The following is an 18,243-nucleotide window of genomic DNA, read 5'->3' as shown; positions in this document are numbered from 1 at the left end:
CAGCTGAAGAGATCGCTGGAGAGGCGGCTTAGGAACTTATCCATGAGATGGCCGAACGAGCGGCCTAAGCGACAACTGCCGGGGCGGCTGGCAAGCTACCCCGGCTGACAACACACTTCAGGGCTCGAGATTGAGCTCCTGAATCTTGCGCGTAATCGTATTACGACCGATGCCGAGCCGCTCCGCTGCTTCCACCTTACGCCCACGCGTGAAATCCAGCGCCTCGCGAATCACCGCAGCTTCGAAACGGCGTGCGAGTTCGTCCATGACGTCGGCCGCATTCTCACGCAACATCCGCGCGACTTCGGTGCGCAAGCCGCCTTCCCAGGCGTTTACGGTAGTCGCGGCCGGCATACCGGCGGCGGTAGCCGGATGCGTAGCCGCGCCAATACCGTTGATCGGCGCGCCACCCGCGAGGGCTGCCTCACCCGTGCCGATCATCCCGCCAACACCACCGGAGAGATCAGTCAGGCCCGCTTGCGTGGGACCGAGGTCAGGCGGCAAATCCTTGATCTCGATGGTCTGCGCCGGCGCCATCACCGTCAGCCAGTTGGCGAGATTTTCCAGTTGACGCACATTGCCGGGAAACGGCAGCGATGCCAGATAAGCGAGCGCCTCTTCGGACACGCGCTTCGGCTCCACGCCCAGATCGCGCGCACTCTTTTGCAGGAAATGGCGGGTAAGCAACGGAATGTCTTCACTGCGCTCGCGCAACGCCGGCAAGCGCAAACGGATCACATTGAGCCGGTGATACAAGTCCTCGCGGAACAGGCCCTGACGCACGCGCGATTCGAGATTCTGGTGCGTCGCCGCGATCACGCGCACATTGGCGCGCAATGGATTGTGCCCGCCGACGCGATAGAACTGCCCGTCTGACAGCACACGCAACAGGCGTGTCTGCAAATCGAACGGCATATCGCCGATTTCGTCGAGAAACAGCGTGCCGTTTTCCGCTTGCTCGAAGCGCCCCTGACGCATGGCCTGCGCACCGGTGAACGCACCGCGCTCGTGGCCAAACAGTTCGGATTCCAACAGATCCTTCGGAATCGCTGCCGTGTTCAGCGCGATGAAGGGACCGTTCGCGCGTGGGCTATGTCGGTGCAATGCACGCGCGACGAGTTCCTTACCGGTGCCTGATTCGCCGGTAATGAGCACGGTGGCCGCGGAATGGGACAGCCGGCCGATCGCGCGAAACATGTCCTGCATCGCCGGCGCCTGGCCGAGCATTTCCGGTGCATCGGCGACGCGGTCGTCCCACGTCTGTTCGCCACGCATGCTTTCGTCGACCGCGCGGCGGATCAGCTCGACCGCCTTGTCGACGTCGAACGGTTTGGCGAGGTACTCGAATGCCCCGCCCTGGAACGCCGCAACCGCGCTGTCCAGGTCCGAGAACGCCGTCATGATGATGACGGGCAAACCCGGCACCTTCTCACGGACGGTTTGCAGCAATTCGAGACCCGAGCCGCCAGGCATCCTGATGTCGGACACCAGCACCTGAGGGCTGTCGTGATCGAGCGCCGCGGAAGCCTCGCGCACGTTCGCGAAGCTGCGCGTCGCGAAGTTTTCGCGGGCGAGCGCTTTTTCGAGCACCCAGCGAATCGATTGATCGTCGTCTACTATCCAGATCGGCTTCATATAGGTCGGTCAGAAGTCTTAAGAGCGCCCCCAAACCTGTCGCTTCGCGCCAGGCCCCCCGAAGGGGGTGAGAAAACTTGGGGCGGCCCGGCGTTTTCTCACGGTGCGTTTGGTGTTAGCAGTCGAGCGGCAGCAGAATCTGAAACTCGGTATGGCCCGGCCGGCTTTCCACTTCGATCAGTCCGTCGTGTTGTTGCACGAAGGTCTGCGCGAGCGTCAAACCGAGACCGCTACCGTCCTCCCGCCCCGATACGAGCGGATAGAAAATGCGGTCACGGATTTCCTCGGGAATGCCAGGGCCGTTGTCAATGATATGCAAGTCCAGTGCCAGCTTACATAAACGTTTCGACACGGTGATCTTGCGCGCAATGCGAGTGCGCAATTCGATGCGCGCGTCGCCTTGCGAGATGCGTTCACGCAGCGCTTCGGCTGCATTGCGCACGATATTCAGGAGCGCCTGAATCAGTTGCTCCTTGTCGCCACGCAGGTCCGGCACGCTGACGTCGTAATCGCGCTCGATCGTAAGTCCGCGCGGAAACTCCGCGAGAATCACCTGACGCACGCGCTCACACACTTCGTGAATATTCACGTCACCGACGATATGCGGATGACGGTGCGGCTCCAGCAAGCGATCAACCAGCGTTTGCAGCCGGTCCGATTCCTTGATGATGACTTGCGTGTACTCGCGCAACTCGTCCCGTTCGCGCTCGCCGAGTTCAAACTCGAGCAGTTGCGCCGCGCCGCGAATCCCGCCAAGCGGGTTCTTGATCTCGTGCGCGAGATTGCGGATCAGTTGTTTGTTGACGGCCGTGAGGTCGTTGATGCGTTCCTCGCGGTCGGAACGTAAATGCCGCTCGTTCTCGAATAGTTCGAGCAGCACATAGTCTTGCGCGCTCTCCAGAAAGCCGACGATCGCATGCACATGCAGCGGCTCGTGGCCGGGACGCTCGAGTACGGCGTCCAGATGCGTGGCGTGAAAACGGTGGGCGGCGATCGCGGAAATCGTGGCGACCAGTTCGTCGGCATTCGAGAAAATGTCCTGCCACGCCATCTGCGTCAGTTGCTTTCGCGAAAGCTCCAGCATCGATTCCGCCGACGGGTTCGCAAACACCACACGCAGCGTGCGCTTTTCGAGCACCAGCACGACCGTTGGTAATGCCTCGAAGCCCGGCAACAACCCGGAACTCACCAACTGGGCGTCGTCCGAGAGCGTCTGCTCGTGCCCTTTTCTTGCCTTCATCAGATTCTTCAGAACCATCTTGCAGTCTGGCCGATAGGAGATGGTGATAAATCAGGTGTACCGCTTATTGCACTGCCTACTGTTCTGCTTTATTGCTGCCCCTACGCTGCAAACGAATTCGGGTCTAACAAAAAAGGGACGGCGCCGCCGTCCCTTTGTGACCGATCGCGAGCGTCGGGCAAAGCGCTTCGCCGTTTGAAGGGCGAAGCGCCATTGCCGCTTACAGCGAGTAGTACATTTCGAATTCGATCGGATGCACCGACTGACGATAGCGTTGCAACTCGCCCGTCTTCAGTTCGATGTACGCGTCGAGCATCGAGTCCGTGAACACGCCACCGCGCGTCAGGAATTCGCGGTCCGCGTCCAGCGAGTCCAGCGCCTGGTCGAGGCCGGCACACACGGTCGGGATCTTTGCATCCTCTTCCGGCGGCAGGTCGTACAGGTTCTTGTCGGCAGCTTCGCCCGGGTGAATCTTGTTCTGCACGCCGTCCAGACCCGCCATCATCAGCGCGGAGAAGCACAGGTACGGATTCGCCATCGGATCCGGGAAACGCGTTTCGATACGGCGGCCCTTCGGGTTCGACACATGCGGAATGCGGATCGATGCCGAACGGTTGCGAGCCGAGTAAGCCAGCTTCACCGGTGCTTCGAAGTGCGGCACGAGGCGCTTGTACGAGTTCGTCGACGGGTTCGTGATCGCGTTCAGCGCGCGAGCATGCTTGATGATGCCGCCGATGTAGAACAACGCGAATTCCGACAGACCTGCGTAACCGTTGCCTGCGAACAGGTTCGCGCCGTCTTTCCAGATCGACTGGTGAACGTGCATGCCCGAACCGTTATCGCCGACCACCGGCTTCGGCATGAACGTAGCCGTCTTTCCGTACGTGTGCGCGACGTTGTGGATGATGTACTTCATCTGCTGCAGCCAGTCGGCGCGTTGCACCAGCGTCGAGAACTTCGTGCCGATTTCGTTCTGGCCCTGGCCCGCAACTTCGTGGTGATGCACTTCGACCGGGATGCCGATCTGTTCGAGCAACAGACACATTTCCGAACGGATGTCCTGGAACGTGTCGACCGGAGCGACCGGGAAGTAGCCGCCCTTCGTGCCCGGACGGTGGCCGGTGTTGCCGCCTTCGAAGTCCATCGACGACGACCACGGTGCTTCTTCCGAACCGATCTTGACGAACGTGCCCGACTGATCCGTGCCCCACTTGATCGAGTCGAAAATGAAGAATTCCGGTTCCGGACCGAAGAAGGCCGTGTCGCCCAGACCCGTGCTCTTCAGATACGCTTCAGCGCGCTTTGCGAGCGAACGCGGATCGCGTTCGTAGCCCTTGCCGTCAGCCGGTTCGACGACGTCGCACGTCAGCACGAGGGTCGACTCTTCATAGAACGGGTCGATAAAGGCGGTGTTCGCGTCCGGGATCAGCAACATGTCCGATGCTTCGATGCCCTTCCAGCCGGCAATCGACGAACCGTCAAACGCATGGCCGCTTTCGAACTTGTCTTCATCGAATGCCGACACCGGCACCGAAACGTGTTGCTCTTTGCCGCGCGTGTCGGTGAAACGGAAGTCGACAAACTTGACGTCTTCGTCTTTGACGAGTTGAATGACGTCGGCCACGGATTTACTCATAACCTATCTCCTGATTAACGAATTCGGCGGATTCAGCCGCCGCCCAATCTAGCTGACCCGCTCCGGCCCGTCCACCCCTGTATCGTTGAGGGCGAACATAAAAGCCTGCTGGAGCAAATCGATCGGCACCAATAAAGCAGCTTCTGTGCCATGCATGCGCCAACCCGGCGCAAAACCGCACTGCGCGCGCATTTGCGGGGAATGAGCGCACCGAACAGCATGCAGCCCTGAAATCTTTGTGTCGCGTTACGCACCGAATTAGTGCGTTCGCAAAATCCGCAACTGCCGACATCTCTATCTTGGTGCAATCTCGCAAAAACGCACCATTACTGGGCGTCCGCCTCCTCGCTCCACACGGCCGAGACGCCGCCTCTGAACGGCATGCTCCCTGCCCGCCGCGCGCTAGAATGGTCATTTGGTCCGAAGGAGATTTGCGCTCATGAGCACGCTCGAACAGTTGTACGCCCAGGCGGACAAGCGCCGCACCGAGAACCAGTTGCCCTATGCGGGCGCGGTATCGCCCGCCGAAGCGTTCGAACTGCTGCAACTCGATCCGCGCACGCGTCTCGTCGACGTGCGCACCCGCGCCGAACTCGATTGGGTCGGCCGGCCGGTTATGGGCGACGGGCAATACGCGCATGTGGAGTGGACGCGTTATCCGGGCGCCGTGCCGAACCAGGAATTCCTTCAGCAACTCAGCCAGGTGGCCTCGCCCGATACACCCGTGCTGTTTTTGTGCCGCAGCGCCGCGCGGTCGAAGCTCGCCGCGATCGCCGCCGCCCAGGCCGGCTTTACCAAGGCGTATGACCTGCTGGAAGGCTTTGAAGGCGATAAGGACGGCCAAGGGCATCGGAAGACAGTGTCGGGCTGGTGCTTTCGCGGGTTGCCGTGGATTGGCGCCTGATTGCTGGTCGGCGGCCTGAACGTTGCTGCCCGCTTCAGCGGCACCTCTGCGCGCGTACCGCTATCGGCGCGGTACGGGTACTTTCGTCAGCCGCGTGTCCAAGCCGGCGCATAAGGACACTTGAGGGTACCGTCAGTCGAAGGGCGGAACGATTAGACGCATCGTCGGCGCTGCATGTGACAGGCCGATGATGCGTTGAGTCTTAATAAGCTCGCCACGAGGCGCGAGTGCACCCGAACAACGTCTGGCGTGTTGGGCTGATCAACCGCGCGGTTTAGCCGCGGCCGCCTCAAGCTCGACAATATCGCCGCCCAGCAGATGCACACCTTCGCGCAGCTTCACGAAGGCCGCGGCCACCGCTTCCGGTTCGCCTTTCACACCGAGATCGATGTGATGCCGCGCATACACACCGCCGCGCTCCGCATCGCCCACGCTCGGCAGGCTGAACACCCTCACGCCCGGAAAATCGTGTTCGATCTTTTCCATCAACGGCGTAAGGCGCGACTCCGGCAGCTCGAAGACCAGCAATGACTTTTCAGCGTGCGGCATCGCGTGGTGCAGATGCGCGTATTGCGTATCCAGCACCCACTCGATCATCGGCCACGCCATGACCGGAAAGCCCGGCACGAAGTAGTGCTGTTTGATCGAGAAGCCTGGGATCTTGTTGTAGCCGTTGGGAATGATCGATGCGCCCTGCGGATACGTGCCCATATTCAGACGATGCCGGTTCTCCGGCGAAGCCAGATCAAGCCGCGTAGCCGAGTTCGCCGGATACATATCACGGATGCGCTCCTGAATCAGCGTCGCGGCCTCCGGATGCAGTTCGAGCGGCACGCCAAGCGCGGCTGCCGCGCACTGGCGGGTATGGTCGTCCGGCGTGGCGCCAATGCCGCCCGTGGAAAACACAATGTCGCCCGATGCGAACGTGCGCCGCAGCGTTGCCGTGATGCGCTCCGGCTCGTCGCCGATGTATTCCGCCCAGCCGAGCGACAGCCCGCGCGCGCCCAGCAATTCGATGACCTTCGGCAGATGCTTGTCGATGCGTCTGCCCGACAGGATTTCGTCGCCGATGATGATGACGCCAAATGCCATTGCCGCCTCTTTCGCTTAGTCAATAATTCATCAGTAAGGAACCGGCGCCGCGTGCCGCGGACCGTGCTCTTCCGCGCGCATGCGTTGCAACGCGCGCAAACAGTAGTAGCCGAACCACAGCGCCGAAAACACGAGGATGAACGCGTAAATCCAGATCGTCACCGCGGTGATCACCGGGAACAACACGATCAACCAGACCGACGACGCCCACAACAGCGTAGGCAGTGAGCCCAGTAGTCCGCTCGCGACGCCGATCAACAGCAGCGGCAGCCGGAAGCGCCGCACCAGCTCGCGCCGCTCTTCACGCGTGGCATGCAAGGCGAGCGCGTCGTAACTCATTACGCGATACGTCAGCCAGCCCCACAGAAGCGGCGGAATCAGCGCGAAGAACGGCGGCACCAACCACAGCGGCAACGTGACGATCAGCAGCACGAGGCAGACCAGTGTGGTCCACAACGCCTGGCCGAGGCTACCGTACCACGTTCCGCCGTGGCGCATTTCGAGTCCGGTAAATTGCCGAGCCGACAGAAAGCGGATCACGGCCGGCATCGACAGCGTGGCGATCAACAGCAACACCGTGACGACGATCAGCGGAATCGCCATTGCAATCACCATAAACGGGGCGATCGCCGTGTGCAGCGCTGAAAAACCGAGCCAGTCGAACAGACGATAAAGCGTGATCGTGAACGACCAGCTTTCGAGCCACGTGCGGGTAGCGCCGATCAGCGTCTGCCAGGAAAACCACAGGATCACGCCCCACCCGAGCGTCGCCCCCAGAAACGGCAGGAAGGTCAGCCAGAGCATGCGCGGGTGGAGCGCGCTTGCGAGCGCACGTCCGAACGAGCGCAACAGATCATTCATACGTGCCAGTGCCGGTGAACGAAACGATGGAATAAGGGGAACAGCGCGACGAACAGGCGAAGGATCCGGCAGACAGACCGCAATGCGGATCGGAAAACGAACCAGGAACGTGCGCGCAAACGTGGACAGGATAAACCACGTGACGCGCCGCCGGGAAAACCGGCAGCGTGGGAAGAAGAATGCTCAAACTGGCGCGGCGTCGCTGCCTTCGGCGCGGCGTCGCTTCGGCGAAAGACGTCCGGCGATGCGTACGAAGGCGAGCCAGTGCTGCGCCCAGAAACCGTCACCGTAGCGCCGGCCTTCGAGTTGGTCACGGATGCCGGTCGGCTCCATCTCCCGGCTCCAGGACACGCTGCGAAACAACATGTCCCACCACGGAAACAGCACACCGAAATTGCAACCGTACGTCAGGCCTTCGTGGCCGTAGCCGATCGCATGGTGACGGCGATGGAAAGTCGGACTGACCAGCAGGCGCTCGCCGAGCCAGCCGAAGTACAGACGGATGTTTGCGTGCTGCACGCTCTGCGCCAGGTTCGTGATTGCCACCAGCACGACGAATTGAGACGGCGGCACGCCGATCACCAGTGCGATCACCGCGAAGAACGACGCTTGCAGCAGATCGTCGAGCAGATGGTTACGGTCGTCGGACCATAGCGACATCTGCTGCTGGCTGTGGTGCACCGCGTGCAGCTCCCACCACACGCCGATCCGATGCTCCCAGCGGTGGTACCAGTAACCGGCGAAATCGAGCACGAGCAGATACATCACGAACGTGACGAGCGGCTGCGTGGTGACGCCTGGCCACAGATTGTCGAATTCGATATTAGCGATGTTGTGCAGACGCAGCCAGGCCTGAACGGTGTCGAAGAATGGCTGCAGCGCAAAGAAGAAGAACAGGTTGAGGATGCCGAGCTTGGCGATCCAGGTATAGATCACGTCGACCCGCACGGCCTTGCGGTTTTCCCACCGCTCCACCGGCCGCAGCGCCTCGAGCGGGCGCAGCACCGCGTACATCGCCAGCACCTCGACGACGCCGACGATCACCCAATACAGGCTGTCGTAGGTATCTTCGTCGTAGTCCATCAGATTGAAGCGGAACAGCAACGGCTGCACCACGTCGACGTACAGCAGCGTCTGCAGGGCCGAGACGAAGCTGTCGAGCGAAGAAAAAATCAGATGGAACATGGTGCTGGCCTGTTACTTCATTCCTGACGGTTCGCTGATAACCGTATCATGCGCCGTTCGGCGCCGTGACCGGCGCGCGATTGAAGAAATAGATACCGTGCGGCGAACGGCCGACGGCAATCGTCTGGATCAGCTTACGCGTGTTCAGGTCGATGATGCCGACGTGCTTCGCGAAGCGGAAGGTAACCCACAGATAGCGTTTGTCGGCGGAAAGTTCCATGTCGTCCGGCCCCGGCATCAAACCGGTGATGTCGCCGACGTTGGTGAGCGTGTCTTCGTCGATGATGCTGATGGTGCTCGCGACACGGTTCGACACCGCGACATGCTTGCCGTCAGCCAGCGAGCGGAAGTTATGCGCGCCCTTGCCTGTCTGGATCGTCTTGACGATTTTCTGATTGCGCCAATCGACCACCGCGACGTAATCCGACCCGGTCATGCCGATCAGCAGGTACTTTTCGCCCGGTGTCATCCACAAGCCGGCCGGCACCTTGCCGACCTTCATCTTCCACTTGACGGTTTGCGTGGCCAGATCAATAGCGGCCAGTTCGCCCGAAACCTGCAGCGTGACGAAAACCGTCTTGCTGTCATTGGTGAACGCCATGTGGCTCGGCATCACCGCGAGCGGCAGACGCGAGGCCAGCGCCATCTGATTCTTCTGGCCGTCGTAATGATAGATGTCGAGACGGTCCAGACGCAGCCCGGTGGTGACGAGCCACTTACGGTCAGGCGAAAAGCCGATCTGATACGGATCCTCGATGTTTTCGACCCAGCGCTGCACCTGGCCCGACTTCGGATCGACGAACATCAGGTTGTTCGACACTGAGTTGGCGACGATCAATGACGAATTGTCCGGCGTGGCCATCAGGTGATGCGGTTCCTTGCCCGTCGGCACCGTGCCGACGACCTGGCGGGTGGCCTCGTCGATCAGGCTCAGCGTGGCTTCGCCGGAATTGAGCACGATCACGTTATTGGCGTGGGCCGCCGGAGAAAAAAAACCTGCGGCGGCAACCAGCGCCGCGCCTGCGGCGAACGTGGCAGTCAAGCCGGGAAGAAAAAATTTACGCATGAAAACTCACTTCGGAGAACAACCGTCATTGTAGAACGTTTGCCGGGGCACGCGGTTGACGTGGATGCGGGTATGACACGTGGGGGAAAACGGAAAACAGGCGGAATGCGGGCACGAGACTGTCAGCGCATTCCGCCGCACTGCTGACATAAGGTCAGCTTCGCGTAAGAAAATCCTCATCTGATTTTCTCAATGCCACCATTTTAATCAAAATAACGGATTATTACATTCTTAATTTTTTAAATATCAAATAAGACAAACCAAGATTTATCTTTACACCCCCTAATTTTATACATTCAAATAACATTTAATCAAATTAAATTACAATGTATTATTTATTTTTAATCGTTTAGGAATTGGCTTATTCCGCCCCTTCCCCGCCACACCTGACAATCCCGCCGATCATCGCCCATGCACTTAATCCTGTGGACTTAAGAGCGTGACGCATGCGATTCGGACGCGCGAAAAATTCAGCAGGACACGAAAAAACGGACAACGGAGAAACCGCGGTCGACATGCTTTATTTTGTGCGCGACATATTGGGGCGATGACATTCCCTCCGAATCAAAATGCTTTCACGCACTGTCCACACTCGTAATTCCGCGGAGTTTTCTAAAAACATGAACAAGATTTACAAATCGGTTTGGTGTGAAGCGACGGGAACGTGGGTAGCCACGTCGGAAACGGCACGGTCGAAGACGAAGCGCGGCACGGCGCGGAAGCTGGCGATGGCGCAGGTGGTGTTGGCTGGGGCTGCGTTGATGGGTGCTGCATCGATCGCACACGCACAGACAACGCCAGATCACTTCGTGGCCACGCCGGCAGCTAACGGCGTAGATCGCGGCGCGATGGCGAGTGAACAGGCTTCAGTCGCGGCCGGCGCTAACGCCCAAGCTTTAGGTGACAGCTCCTCTGCCGTCGGCTATGGAGCAATGGCAACAGCTGGAGGCGCCATTGCGCTCGGCAGCAACGCGCACGCAATGGGCCAAGGTGCTGTTTCGGCCGGCACGGCAGCATGGGCATTGAACGAATCCGGTATTGCCCTCGGGGGCTGGGCCACATCAGCTGCAGCCGGAGCAACCGCAGTCGGCGCATATAGCGTGGCGAATGGCGCAAACTCGGTCGCGCTGGGGTACAACTCGCAGGCCACATCAGAGAACAGCGTCGCGCTGGGTGCGAACTCGACCGCGGCCGCAGATCTGGGTGCTGCAGCTTATGCACCGAAACTGTTGGACGGTACAACGTCTGCGCCAATCGCAGGCACTACCGCAACAGGTGAAGTTTCGGTGGGCTCCCAAGGTAATGAACGCCGCGTCACGAACGTCGCAGCCGGTTCGGCCGCGACCGATGCGGTCAACGTGAGCCAACTCAGCGCAGTCGATGGCAAGGTTGATGCTGTCGCCCAAAACGACACCCTGCACTACTTCAAAGCCGACGGTGCCAACGATGGCACGGATGACGCGGTAGCCGCCACCGGTACGAATGCGGTTGCTGCCGGAGCGAACGCCAACGCCGCGGGCATCAACTCCGTAGCAATCGGCTACGGCGCAACTGCCGCAAGCGACAACAGTGTTGCCTTGGGTGCAAAGTCGACCACCACTGCCGATCTGACTACCCCGGCTGTTGTGCCGACAGGTGCAGGCGCCACAGCCGTCGCAGCCACCACCGCAACGGGTGAAGTTTCAGTGGGTTCCACTGGTAATGAACGCCGCGTCACGAACGTCGCAGCCGGTTCGGCCGCGACGGATGCAGTCAACGTCAGCCAACTCAGCGCGGTCGATGGCAAGGTCGACGCTGTCGCCAAAAGCAGCGCCCTGCACTACTTCAAAGCCGACGGCGCCAACGATGGTACGGACGACGCGGTAGCCGCCAGCGGTACGAACGCGGTTGCAGCAGGAGCGAACGCCAGCGCCACTGCCTTTGGTTCCGTAGCAATCGGCTCAAGCGCCGCGGCGAATGGTCAACTTGCGACGGCGGTGGGGATCGATTCCGTCGCCGACGGTCAGGTCTCCACTTCGATCGGTAGCAATTCGTCCGCGACGGGATCCCGCAGCGTCGCACTCGGCAACTATGCCGACGCCAGCGCAGACGGTTCAGTCGCATTGGGTCAGGGTTCGGTGGCCGACCGCGCAAACACCGTCTCCGTCGGCGCTGCGGGCAGCGAGCGTCAGATCACCAACGTGAAAGCCGGCACTGCGGCCACCGACGCCGTCAACGTCAGCCAACTGGCTGCCGCCACCGCCACTACATCACGTTACTTCAAGGCAACTGGCGCCAGCGACGGCTCGGACGACGCGCAAGCGCTCGGCACGACATCAGTCGCTATCGGCAGCAAGGCGTTGGCGGGCACCACGGCTGCCACTGCGGTGGGGAGCAACGCATCGGCATCCGGCGTCGGTTCGTTCGCAGGCGGTGCGACAGCCATGGCAATCGCCGATTACTCCGTCGCTGTCGGCACGCTTGCCGACGCTGAAGGCAACGGCGCAATAGCGCTGGGTGCGAACTCCAGCGCCGCGACGACGGGCGCAGTCGCGATCGGCAACTTCGCCGAATCTAGCGGCTTGACCGCAACCGCCATGGGCCTGCACGCCGAAGCCAGCGGCGACAGTTCGGTCGCACTGGGCTCAGGCGCCACCGCCAGCGATTTTGGCAGTGTCGCGCTCGGCGCCTTTTCAACGGCCAGCGCCACCGACTCCGTTGCTCTGGGGCAAGGTGCAGTCGCATCCGCGGAAGGGTCTGTCGCATTGGGTCAAGGTTCGGTGGCCGACCGCGCAAACACCGTCTCCGTTGGCTCGGCGGGCAGCGAACGCCAGATCACCAATGTCGCAGCCGGCACCGAGGCCACCGACGCCGTCAACGTCAGCCAGTTGCAGGCCGCCACGGCCGGCGCATCGCGTTATTTCAAGGCAAACGGCGCCAATGACGGTAGCGACGATGCGATCGCAAGCGGCGATCACGCCGTCGCGATCGGCAGCTCCGCCGACGCGTCAGGCAAAGCATCCTTTGCCGCTGGTACAAGTTCGCAAACACAAGGCGATTTCTCCACCGCTGTCGGCACGCTCTCCACGGCGCAGGGCGACAACTCGACCGCCCTCGGCTACAAGGCGAACGCTATTGCGGCCAATTCAGTCGCCCTCGGTCAAGGCTCAGTCGCTGATCGCGAAAATACCGTATCGGTTGGCGCAGCAGGCGCAGAACGTCAGATCACCAACGTCGCAGCCGGCACCGCCGACACCGACGCGGTCAACGTCGCCCAACTGAAAGCCGTCAGCGACCAGGGCGCCGCCACCGCAGCCAAACTCGACGGCGCGGTCATGTACGACCAGAACGCCGATGGCACGGTCAACAAGAACAGCGTCACGCTGGGCGGCGACGCGGGCACCGCGATCCACAATGTCGCCGACGGCGTGGATGCAAACGACGCGGTCAACCTCGGTCAGTTGAACGCGGCCATCAACGGCGCGGTCAGCAACATTACCGTCAACTCGGCCAACCCGTTCTTCAGCGCCGAAGGCAATCGCGATACCGAAGGCGCGGTGGCAACCGGTACGCACTCCGTCGCATCAGGCGCGAACGCACAAGCCACGGGTACCAACGCTGTCGCTATCGGCGCGAATTCGGTTGCAAGCGCAAACAACGCAACGGCACTCGGCGCAAACGCCAATGCCAGCGCGGACAACTCGGTGGCATTGGGTCAAGGCTCTGTCGCGGATCGGGCGAACACGGTGTCGGTCGGCGCGGCGGGTGCAGAGCGTCAGATCACCAACGTGGCAGCCGGCGTGCAAGGCACGGACGCGGTCAACGTCAACCAGTTGCAGCAGAGCATGAACGGCGCGGTCGGTCAGGCCAACAGCTACACCAACGACCAGATCCGCTCGGCTCGCCGCGATGCCTACGGTGGCACGGCAACGGCACTGGCGGCTGCGGGCTTGCCGCAAGCCGTGTTGCCGGGTCACGGCATGGTGGCGATGGCTGCGGGCACCTACGGTGGCCAGTCAGCAGTCGCCATCGGCGTGTCGCAACTGTCGGAAACCGGCAAGTGGGTCTACAAGGTGCAAGGCACCTCCGACTCGCGTGGTCAGTTCGGCGCGTCGGTCGGCGCCGGCATGCACTGGTAAAACTTCGGCAAGAAGCGTGACCGGCTCGACCTGAGCCAGTCACGTAGAAGTCTACAGCGTTGCTGTACTAGCAGCGAGCAGGCGCGGGTCCGAAAGGCCCCCGCCCTTTGCGCGTGATGTCACTCTCAAAAGGAGCGGTGTCGCGCGTTTTTTTATGCGCACTGCGCAAGCGTTGCAGCCGCGCCGCCCAGATGGAGCAGGCACCTGCAGCGCCCCTACCCCACCGCCGCTCAGCGCTGCATCGATTCCCACACCTTGTACAGACGCTTCACCGAAACCGGCATCGGTGTACGCAACTCCTGCGCGAACAGCGAAATCCGCAACTCCTCCAGGAGCCAGCGGAATTCCGACAAGCGAGGATCCAGCACGCCGCCGCGTTGCGCGACTGCCCGCTGATAGTTCTGCAACAACGGATGGAACTCGGCGAACTGCCGGGCGTCGCGCGCCGAGTCAGCCTTCAGCTTGTCGATGCGCAGCGCGATTCCTTTCAGATAGCGCGGGAAGTGCGCCAGCTGCGGGTACGGCGTGTCGACCACGAAACGCTTGCCGATCAGCCCATCGAGCTGGTTCTGCATGTCTGCATACGCCGCAGTGAACGACTTCGCCTGCACCAGCTTCTTCGTCACGGTCGCGTATTCGCTCAGAATCTGCCCCACCAGCCGTGAGATTTCCTGCGCCAGTAAAGTCAGACGGCTGCGGCCTTCGTCGCGGCGCGTATGGAAACTAACGTCATCGGCGGGCAGCGGGTCTTGCAGACACGCGCGGTCGAGCGCGGTATCGATCAGCTGATCGCGCAACGCCTCCTGCGTGCCACGTGGCATGAACTGCATCGCCATTTCGCGCAAACCCGGCAGATTCTTTTCCAGATACTTGATCGGTTCCTTCAACTGCAACGCAAAGAGGCGCCGCAATCCCGCGCGATGGATGCGCGCGGCTTCGTCCGGTGAATCGAATACTTCGACGTCGCAATGCGTGCCGCGATCCACCAACGCCGGATAGCCGAACAACGTCTGCCCGCCGCGGCGAATTTCCAGCAACTCGGGAAGCTTGCCGAAATTCCAAGTCGTCAGTTTTTCGTAGAGCGCGGTAGCCGGTGCGCCGCCGCCTTGCGACGCTGTTTCTGGACCAGCCGCAGCGACGCCCTTGCCCCGCGGCGCCGCACCGCTCGCGCCTGCTGAGCCGGATGCCTGCGAGCCAACCGCTACGCTACCGCCGCCCGCATCCGCCAACGCCGCCCCAGCCGCACTGGACGCAATTTTCTGGAAGTGCTGCTGCGCCTGACCGCCCAACTCGGCGCGCAGTTGCGACATATTCCGGCCCATCGCAAGTTGCCGCCCGTGCTCGTCGACAACCTTAAAGTTCATGAACAGATGCGGCGTCAGCGTTTCGAGCTTGAAGTCCGATTGCTTCATCGCGACCTGGGTCTGCTCGCGAATGTCCGCAATCAGCGACTCGAGCAAACCGCCCGCGCCGAAACGCGGACCACTATGCCGATCGACGAAACCCGCCGCGAACTCAGGCAGCGGCACGCAATGGCGCCGCAACTTCTGCGGCAACGATTTCAGCAGCAGTTGCGCCTTCTCTTTCAGCATGCCCGGAACGAGCCATTCGCAACGGCGCGCGTCGACCTGATTCAGCGCGTAGAGCGGCACCGCGAGCGTCACGCCGTCGCGCGGCGAACCGGGTTCGAAGTGATACGTGAGCGCCATCTCGACGCCCGCCATCGTCGTGCGCTTCGGGAACAGGTCGGTCGTCACGCCGGCGGCTTCGTGCCGCATCAGATCATCACGCGACAGATACAGCAGACGCAGCTTGTCCTCCGACTGGCCGCTCTTCCTGACCTCGTCGCGATACCAGCGCTCGAACGATGCGCCTGTGTAAATGCCCTGCGGCAACGCCTGATCGTAAAAGCCGAAAATCAGCTCGTCGTCGACCAGCACGTCCTGACGGCGCGACTTGTGTTCCAGTTGCTCGATATCGGCGAGCAGCTTGCGGTTGTGCGCGAAGAACGCAAGCTTCGTATCGAACTCGCCTTCCACCAGCGCACCGCGAATAAACAACTCGCGCGCCCGCGCCGGGTCCTGTTTGCCGAAGCTCACGCGCCGCCGGTGGTAGATCGGCAAGCCGTACAGCACCGCGCGCTCGAACGCCGACACCTGGGCCGCGCGCTTTTCCCAATGCGGCTCGGACAATGACTTCTTCAGAAGATGCTCGCCGATCTTCTCGATCCATTCCGGTTCGATCTTCGCGATGCAACGTGCGTACAGACGGCTCGTCTCAATCAGTTCCGCGGCCATGACCCACTTCCCAGCCTTCTTCACCAGCGCCGAGCCAGGCCAAAGGTAGAACTTGATGCTGCGCGCGCCGAGGAAATACGGCTCGTCGTCGGCTTTCAGGCCGATGTTGCCGAGCAAACCGGTCAACAATGCGAGGTGGATCTGCTCAAAGGTCGCTTCGGCCTCGTTCAGACGCCAGCCGTGCTCACGCACCACCGTGAGCAGTTGCGAGTGCACGTCGCGCCACTCACGCAGGCGCAGTTGCGACAGGAAGTTCTTGCGGCATTCGTCCTGCAACTGCCGGTTCGACTTCTTGTGCGCGATCGCTTCTTCAAACCAGTTCCAGATCTTCAGCCATTGCAGGAACTCGGAACGCTCGTCGGCGAACCGGCGATGGGCCTGGTCAGCTTGCTCCTGCGCTTCGATCGGCCTGTCACGCGGATCTTGCACCGACAATGCACTGGCGATGATCAACACTTCCCTCAACGCCTGCTGATCGCGCGCGGCGAGAATCATCCGGCCGACGCGCGGGTCGAGCGGCAAGCGCGCGAGTTCGCGGCCGAGCGGCGTGAGCTGGTTGTCATCGTCGACGGCGCCCAGTTCGTTGAGCAATTGGTAGCCGTCGGCGATGGCGCGGCCAGGCGGCGGCTCGATGAACGGGAAGGTTTCGATCGCCGTGAGATGCAGCGACTTCATGCGAAGAATCACCGACGCCAGCGACGAACGCAAAATCTCCGGATCGGTGAAGCGCACGCGGCCCTGGTAGTCGCTTTCCTCATACAGACGGATACACACGCCATCGGCAACGCGGCCGCAGCGCCCTGCCCGCTGATTCGCGGCGGCTTGCGAAATCGATTCGACCTGCAGTTGTTCGACCTTGTTGCGATACGAGTAGCGCTTTACGCGCGCCAGGCCCGTATCGACCACGTAGCGAATCCCAGGCACGGTCAGCGAGGTTTCGGCGACGTTGGTCGCGAGCACGATACGGCGCGCGTTCGAAGTGCGGAACACGCGCTCCTGTTCGGCGGCGGACAAGCGCGCGAACAACGGCAGAATTTCCGTATGCGGCGGATGGTGCTTGCGCAGCGCTTCGGCGGCGTCGCGAATCTCGCGCTCGCCGGGCAGGAAGACCAGCACGTCCCCGGGACCTTCGCGGCACAGTTCGTCGACCGCATCGACGATCGCTTCCATCAGATCGCGATCCGTTTCGCGCTGGGTCTTCGGCCTTTCACGCGACGACGATGCAGAAGCGCCTTCCGCCGACTTCACCGCCGGACTGTCTTCCGCGACCGGCCGATAGCGCATCTCGACCGGATAGAGCCGGCCACTCACTTCGATCACCGGCGCAGGCTTCTCGTCGCTGCCGAAATGACGCGCGAAGCGATCCGCGTCGATCGTCGCCGAGGTCACGATCAGCTTCAGATCGGGCCGTTTGACAAGGATTTCCTTCAGGTAGCCCAGCAGGAAATCGATGTTCAGGCTGCGCTCGTGCGCTTCGTCGATGATCAGCGTGTCGTAGGCCTGCAGCAGCGGATCGGTCTGCGTTTCGGCGAGCAGAATGCCGTCGGTCATGAGTTTGACCGACGCGCCCGGCGACAGATTGTCGGTAAAACGCACCTTGTAGCCGACCACCTCGCCGAACGGCGTGCCAAGCTCTTCGGCGATGCGGCGGCCCGTCGCCGAGGCCGCGATCCGGCGCGGTTGCGTGTGGCCGATCAGGCCCGTGCCACCCGCGCCGAGACCACGACCGAGTTCGAGGCAAATTTTCGGCAACTGGGTTGTTTTACCCGAACCGGTCTCGCCGCACACGATCACGACCTGATTCTGCGCGATAGCGCGCGCGATCTCCTCGCGACGGCCGGAAACCGGCAGCGCTTCGGGGAAGGTGATCGGCGGAATCGGGTTCGGTTCGACGACGCGTTGAACGCGCGGCGGGCGCGGTTCGCGGCGGGGCTGGCCGCCTTGAGCATCACCTGCTTGTGGTGATTTGCGCGCGGGCGCGCCCGCTTCGCGGCGCGCCTCACGCGGCGGATTATTTTTTTGCGCCAACGCTTGCGCGCCTTCCGCGGTGCGTCGCGGCTCGCGCGCCGTGCGCGGCGCGTTGCGGTTGGCGTCTGGCGCTTCGCGGCGTGCAGCGTCGCCAGGCTTCGCCTGATCGGCGGCCGGCGCCGCATTCTCGTTCGCCGTAGCGGGACTTTTGGGTACATTCGACATGGGGGCGCATTATAAT

Annotated in this window: 10 protein-coding genes; 2 read left to right on the top strand and 8 right to left on the bottom strand. The window is 61.9% G+C overall.

The window, feature by feature from the left end; all coding sequences use genetic code 11:
- Nucleotides 1-117 precede the first annotated feature (117 nt).
- The 3 genes from ntrC to glnA all read right to left on the bottom strand — a co-directional run bounded on the left by ntrC (nucleotide 118) and on the right by glnA (nucleotide 4,511).
- The gene (ntrC, locus tag ACUN0E_RS27070; protein ID WP_408227325.1) at nucleotides 118-1,635 is read right to left on the bottom strand and encodes a nitrogen regulation protein NR(I); all 1,518 of its coding nucleotides are present in this window, start codon (nucleotides 1,633-1,635) and stop codon (nucleotides 118-120) included.
- A gap of 115 nt (nucleotides 1,636-1,750) precedes the next feature.
- On the bottom strand, nucleotides 1,751-2,893 hold the full coding sequence (glnL, locus tag ACUN0E_RS27065; protein WP_408227328.1) for a nitrogen regulation protein NR(II): 1,143 nt from the start codon (nucleotides 2,891-2,893) through the stop codon (nucleotides 1,751-1,753).
- A 202-nt stretch (nucleotides 2,894-3,095) separates the two neighbouring features.
- The gene (gene glnA / locus ACUN0E_RS27060) at nucleotides 3,096-4,511 is read right to left on the bottom strand and encodes a type I glutamate--ammonia ligase (RefSeq protein ID WP_408227331.1); all 1,416 of its coding nucleotides are present in this window, start codon (nucleotides 4,509-4,511) and stop codon (nucleotides 3,096-3,098) included.
- A gap of 439 nt (nucleotides 4,512-4,950) precedes the next feature.
- Between glnA and ACUN0E_RS27055 the strand changes: the two genes are divergently transcribed.
- The gene (locus tag ACUN0E_RS27055; RefSeq protein ID WP_445568510.1) at nucleotides 4,951-5,415 is read left to right on the top strand and encodes a rhodanese-like domain-containing protein; all 465 of its coding nucleotides are present in this window, start codon (nucleotides 4,951-4,953) and stop codon (nucleotides 5,413-5,415) included.
- A 261-nt stretch (nucleotides 5,416-5,676) separates the two neighbouring features.
- Here ACUN0E_RS27055 and ACUN0E_RS27050 read toward each other — a convergent pair whose 3' ends face one another.
- The 4 genes from ACUN0E_RS27050 to ACUN0E_RS27035 form a co-directional block, all read right to left on the bottom strand.
- Complete coding sequence (locus ACUN0E_RS27050; RefSeq protein WP_445568509.1) at nucleotides 5,677-6,507, bottom strand: competence/damage-inducible protein A; 831 nt, start codon at nucleotides 6,505-6,507, stop codon at nucleotides 5,677-5,679.
- Nucleotides 6,508-6,537: 30 nt separating this feature from the next.
- Nucleotides 6,538-7,368, bottom strand: a complete 831-nt coding sequence (locus tag ACUN0E_RS27045; protein WP_445568508.1) for an EI24 domain-containing protein — start codon at nucleotides 7,366-7,368, stop codon at nucleotides 6,538-6,540.
- 183 nt (nucleotides 7,369-7,551) lie between these two features.
- Nucleotides 7,552-8,553 carry a sterol desaturase family protein gene (locus ACUN0E_RS27040; protein ID WP_408227343.1) on the bottom strand — a complete coding sequence of 334 codons (1,002 nt, stop codon included), beginning with the start codon at nucleotides 8,551-8,553 and terminating at the stop codon, nucleotides 7,552-7,554.
- Nucleotides 8,554-8,599: 46 nt separating this feature from the next.
- Complete coding sequence (locus tag ACUN0E_RS27035; protein WP_408227346.1) at nucleotides 8,600-9,619, bottom strand: YVTN family beta-propeller repeat protein; 1,020 nt, start codon at nucleotides 9,617-9,619, stop codon at nucleotides 8,600-8,602.
- Nucleotides 9,620-10,239: 620 nt separating this feature from the next.
- On the opposite strand from ACUN0E_RS27035, the gene ACUN0E_RS27030 reads away from it, so the two are divergent.
- Nucleotides 10,240-13,737, top strand: a complete 3,498-nt coding sequence (locus ACUN0E_RS27030) for a YadA-like family protein (RefSeq protein WP_445568507.1) — start codon at nucleotides 10,240-10,242, stop codon at nucleotides 13,735-13,737.
- Between the two features lie 230 nt (nucleotides 13,738-13,967).
- On the opposite strand, the gene hrpA is transcribed toward ACUN0E_RS27030, so the two are convergent.
- Complete coding sequence (hrpA, locus tag ACUN0E_RS27025; protein ID WP_445568506.1) at nucleotides 13,968-18,227, bottom strand: ATP-dependent RNA helicase HrpA; 4,260 nt, start codon at nucleotides 18,225-18,227, stop codon at nucleotides 13,968-13,970.
- Between the last annotated feature and the right edge of the window lie 16 nt (nucleotides 18,228-18,243).

The organism is Paraburkholderia sp. D1E (assembly GCF_052682275.1).
The sequence above is the reverse complement of the archived record's forward strand: the minus strand, read 5'-3'. Positions and strand labels throughout refer to the sequence as shown.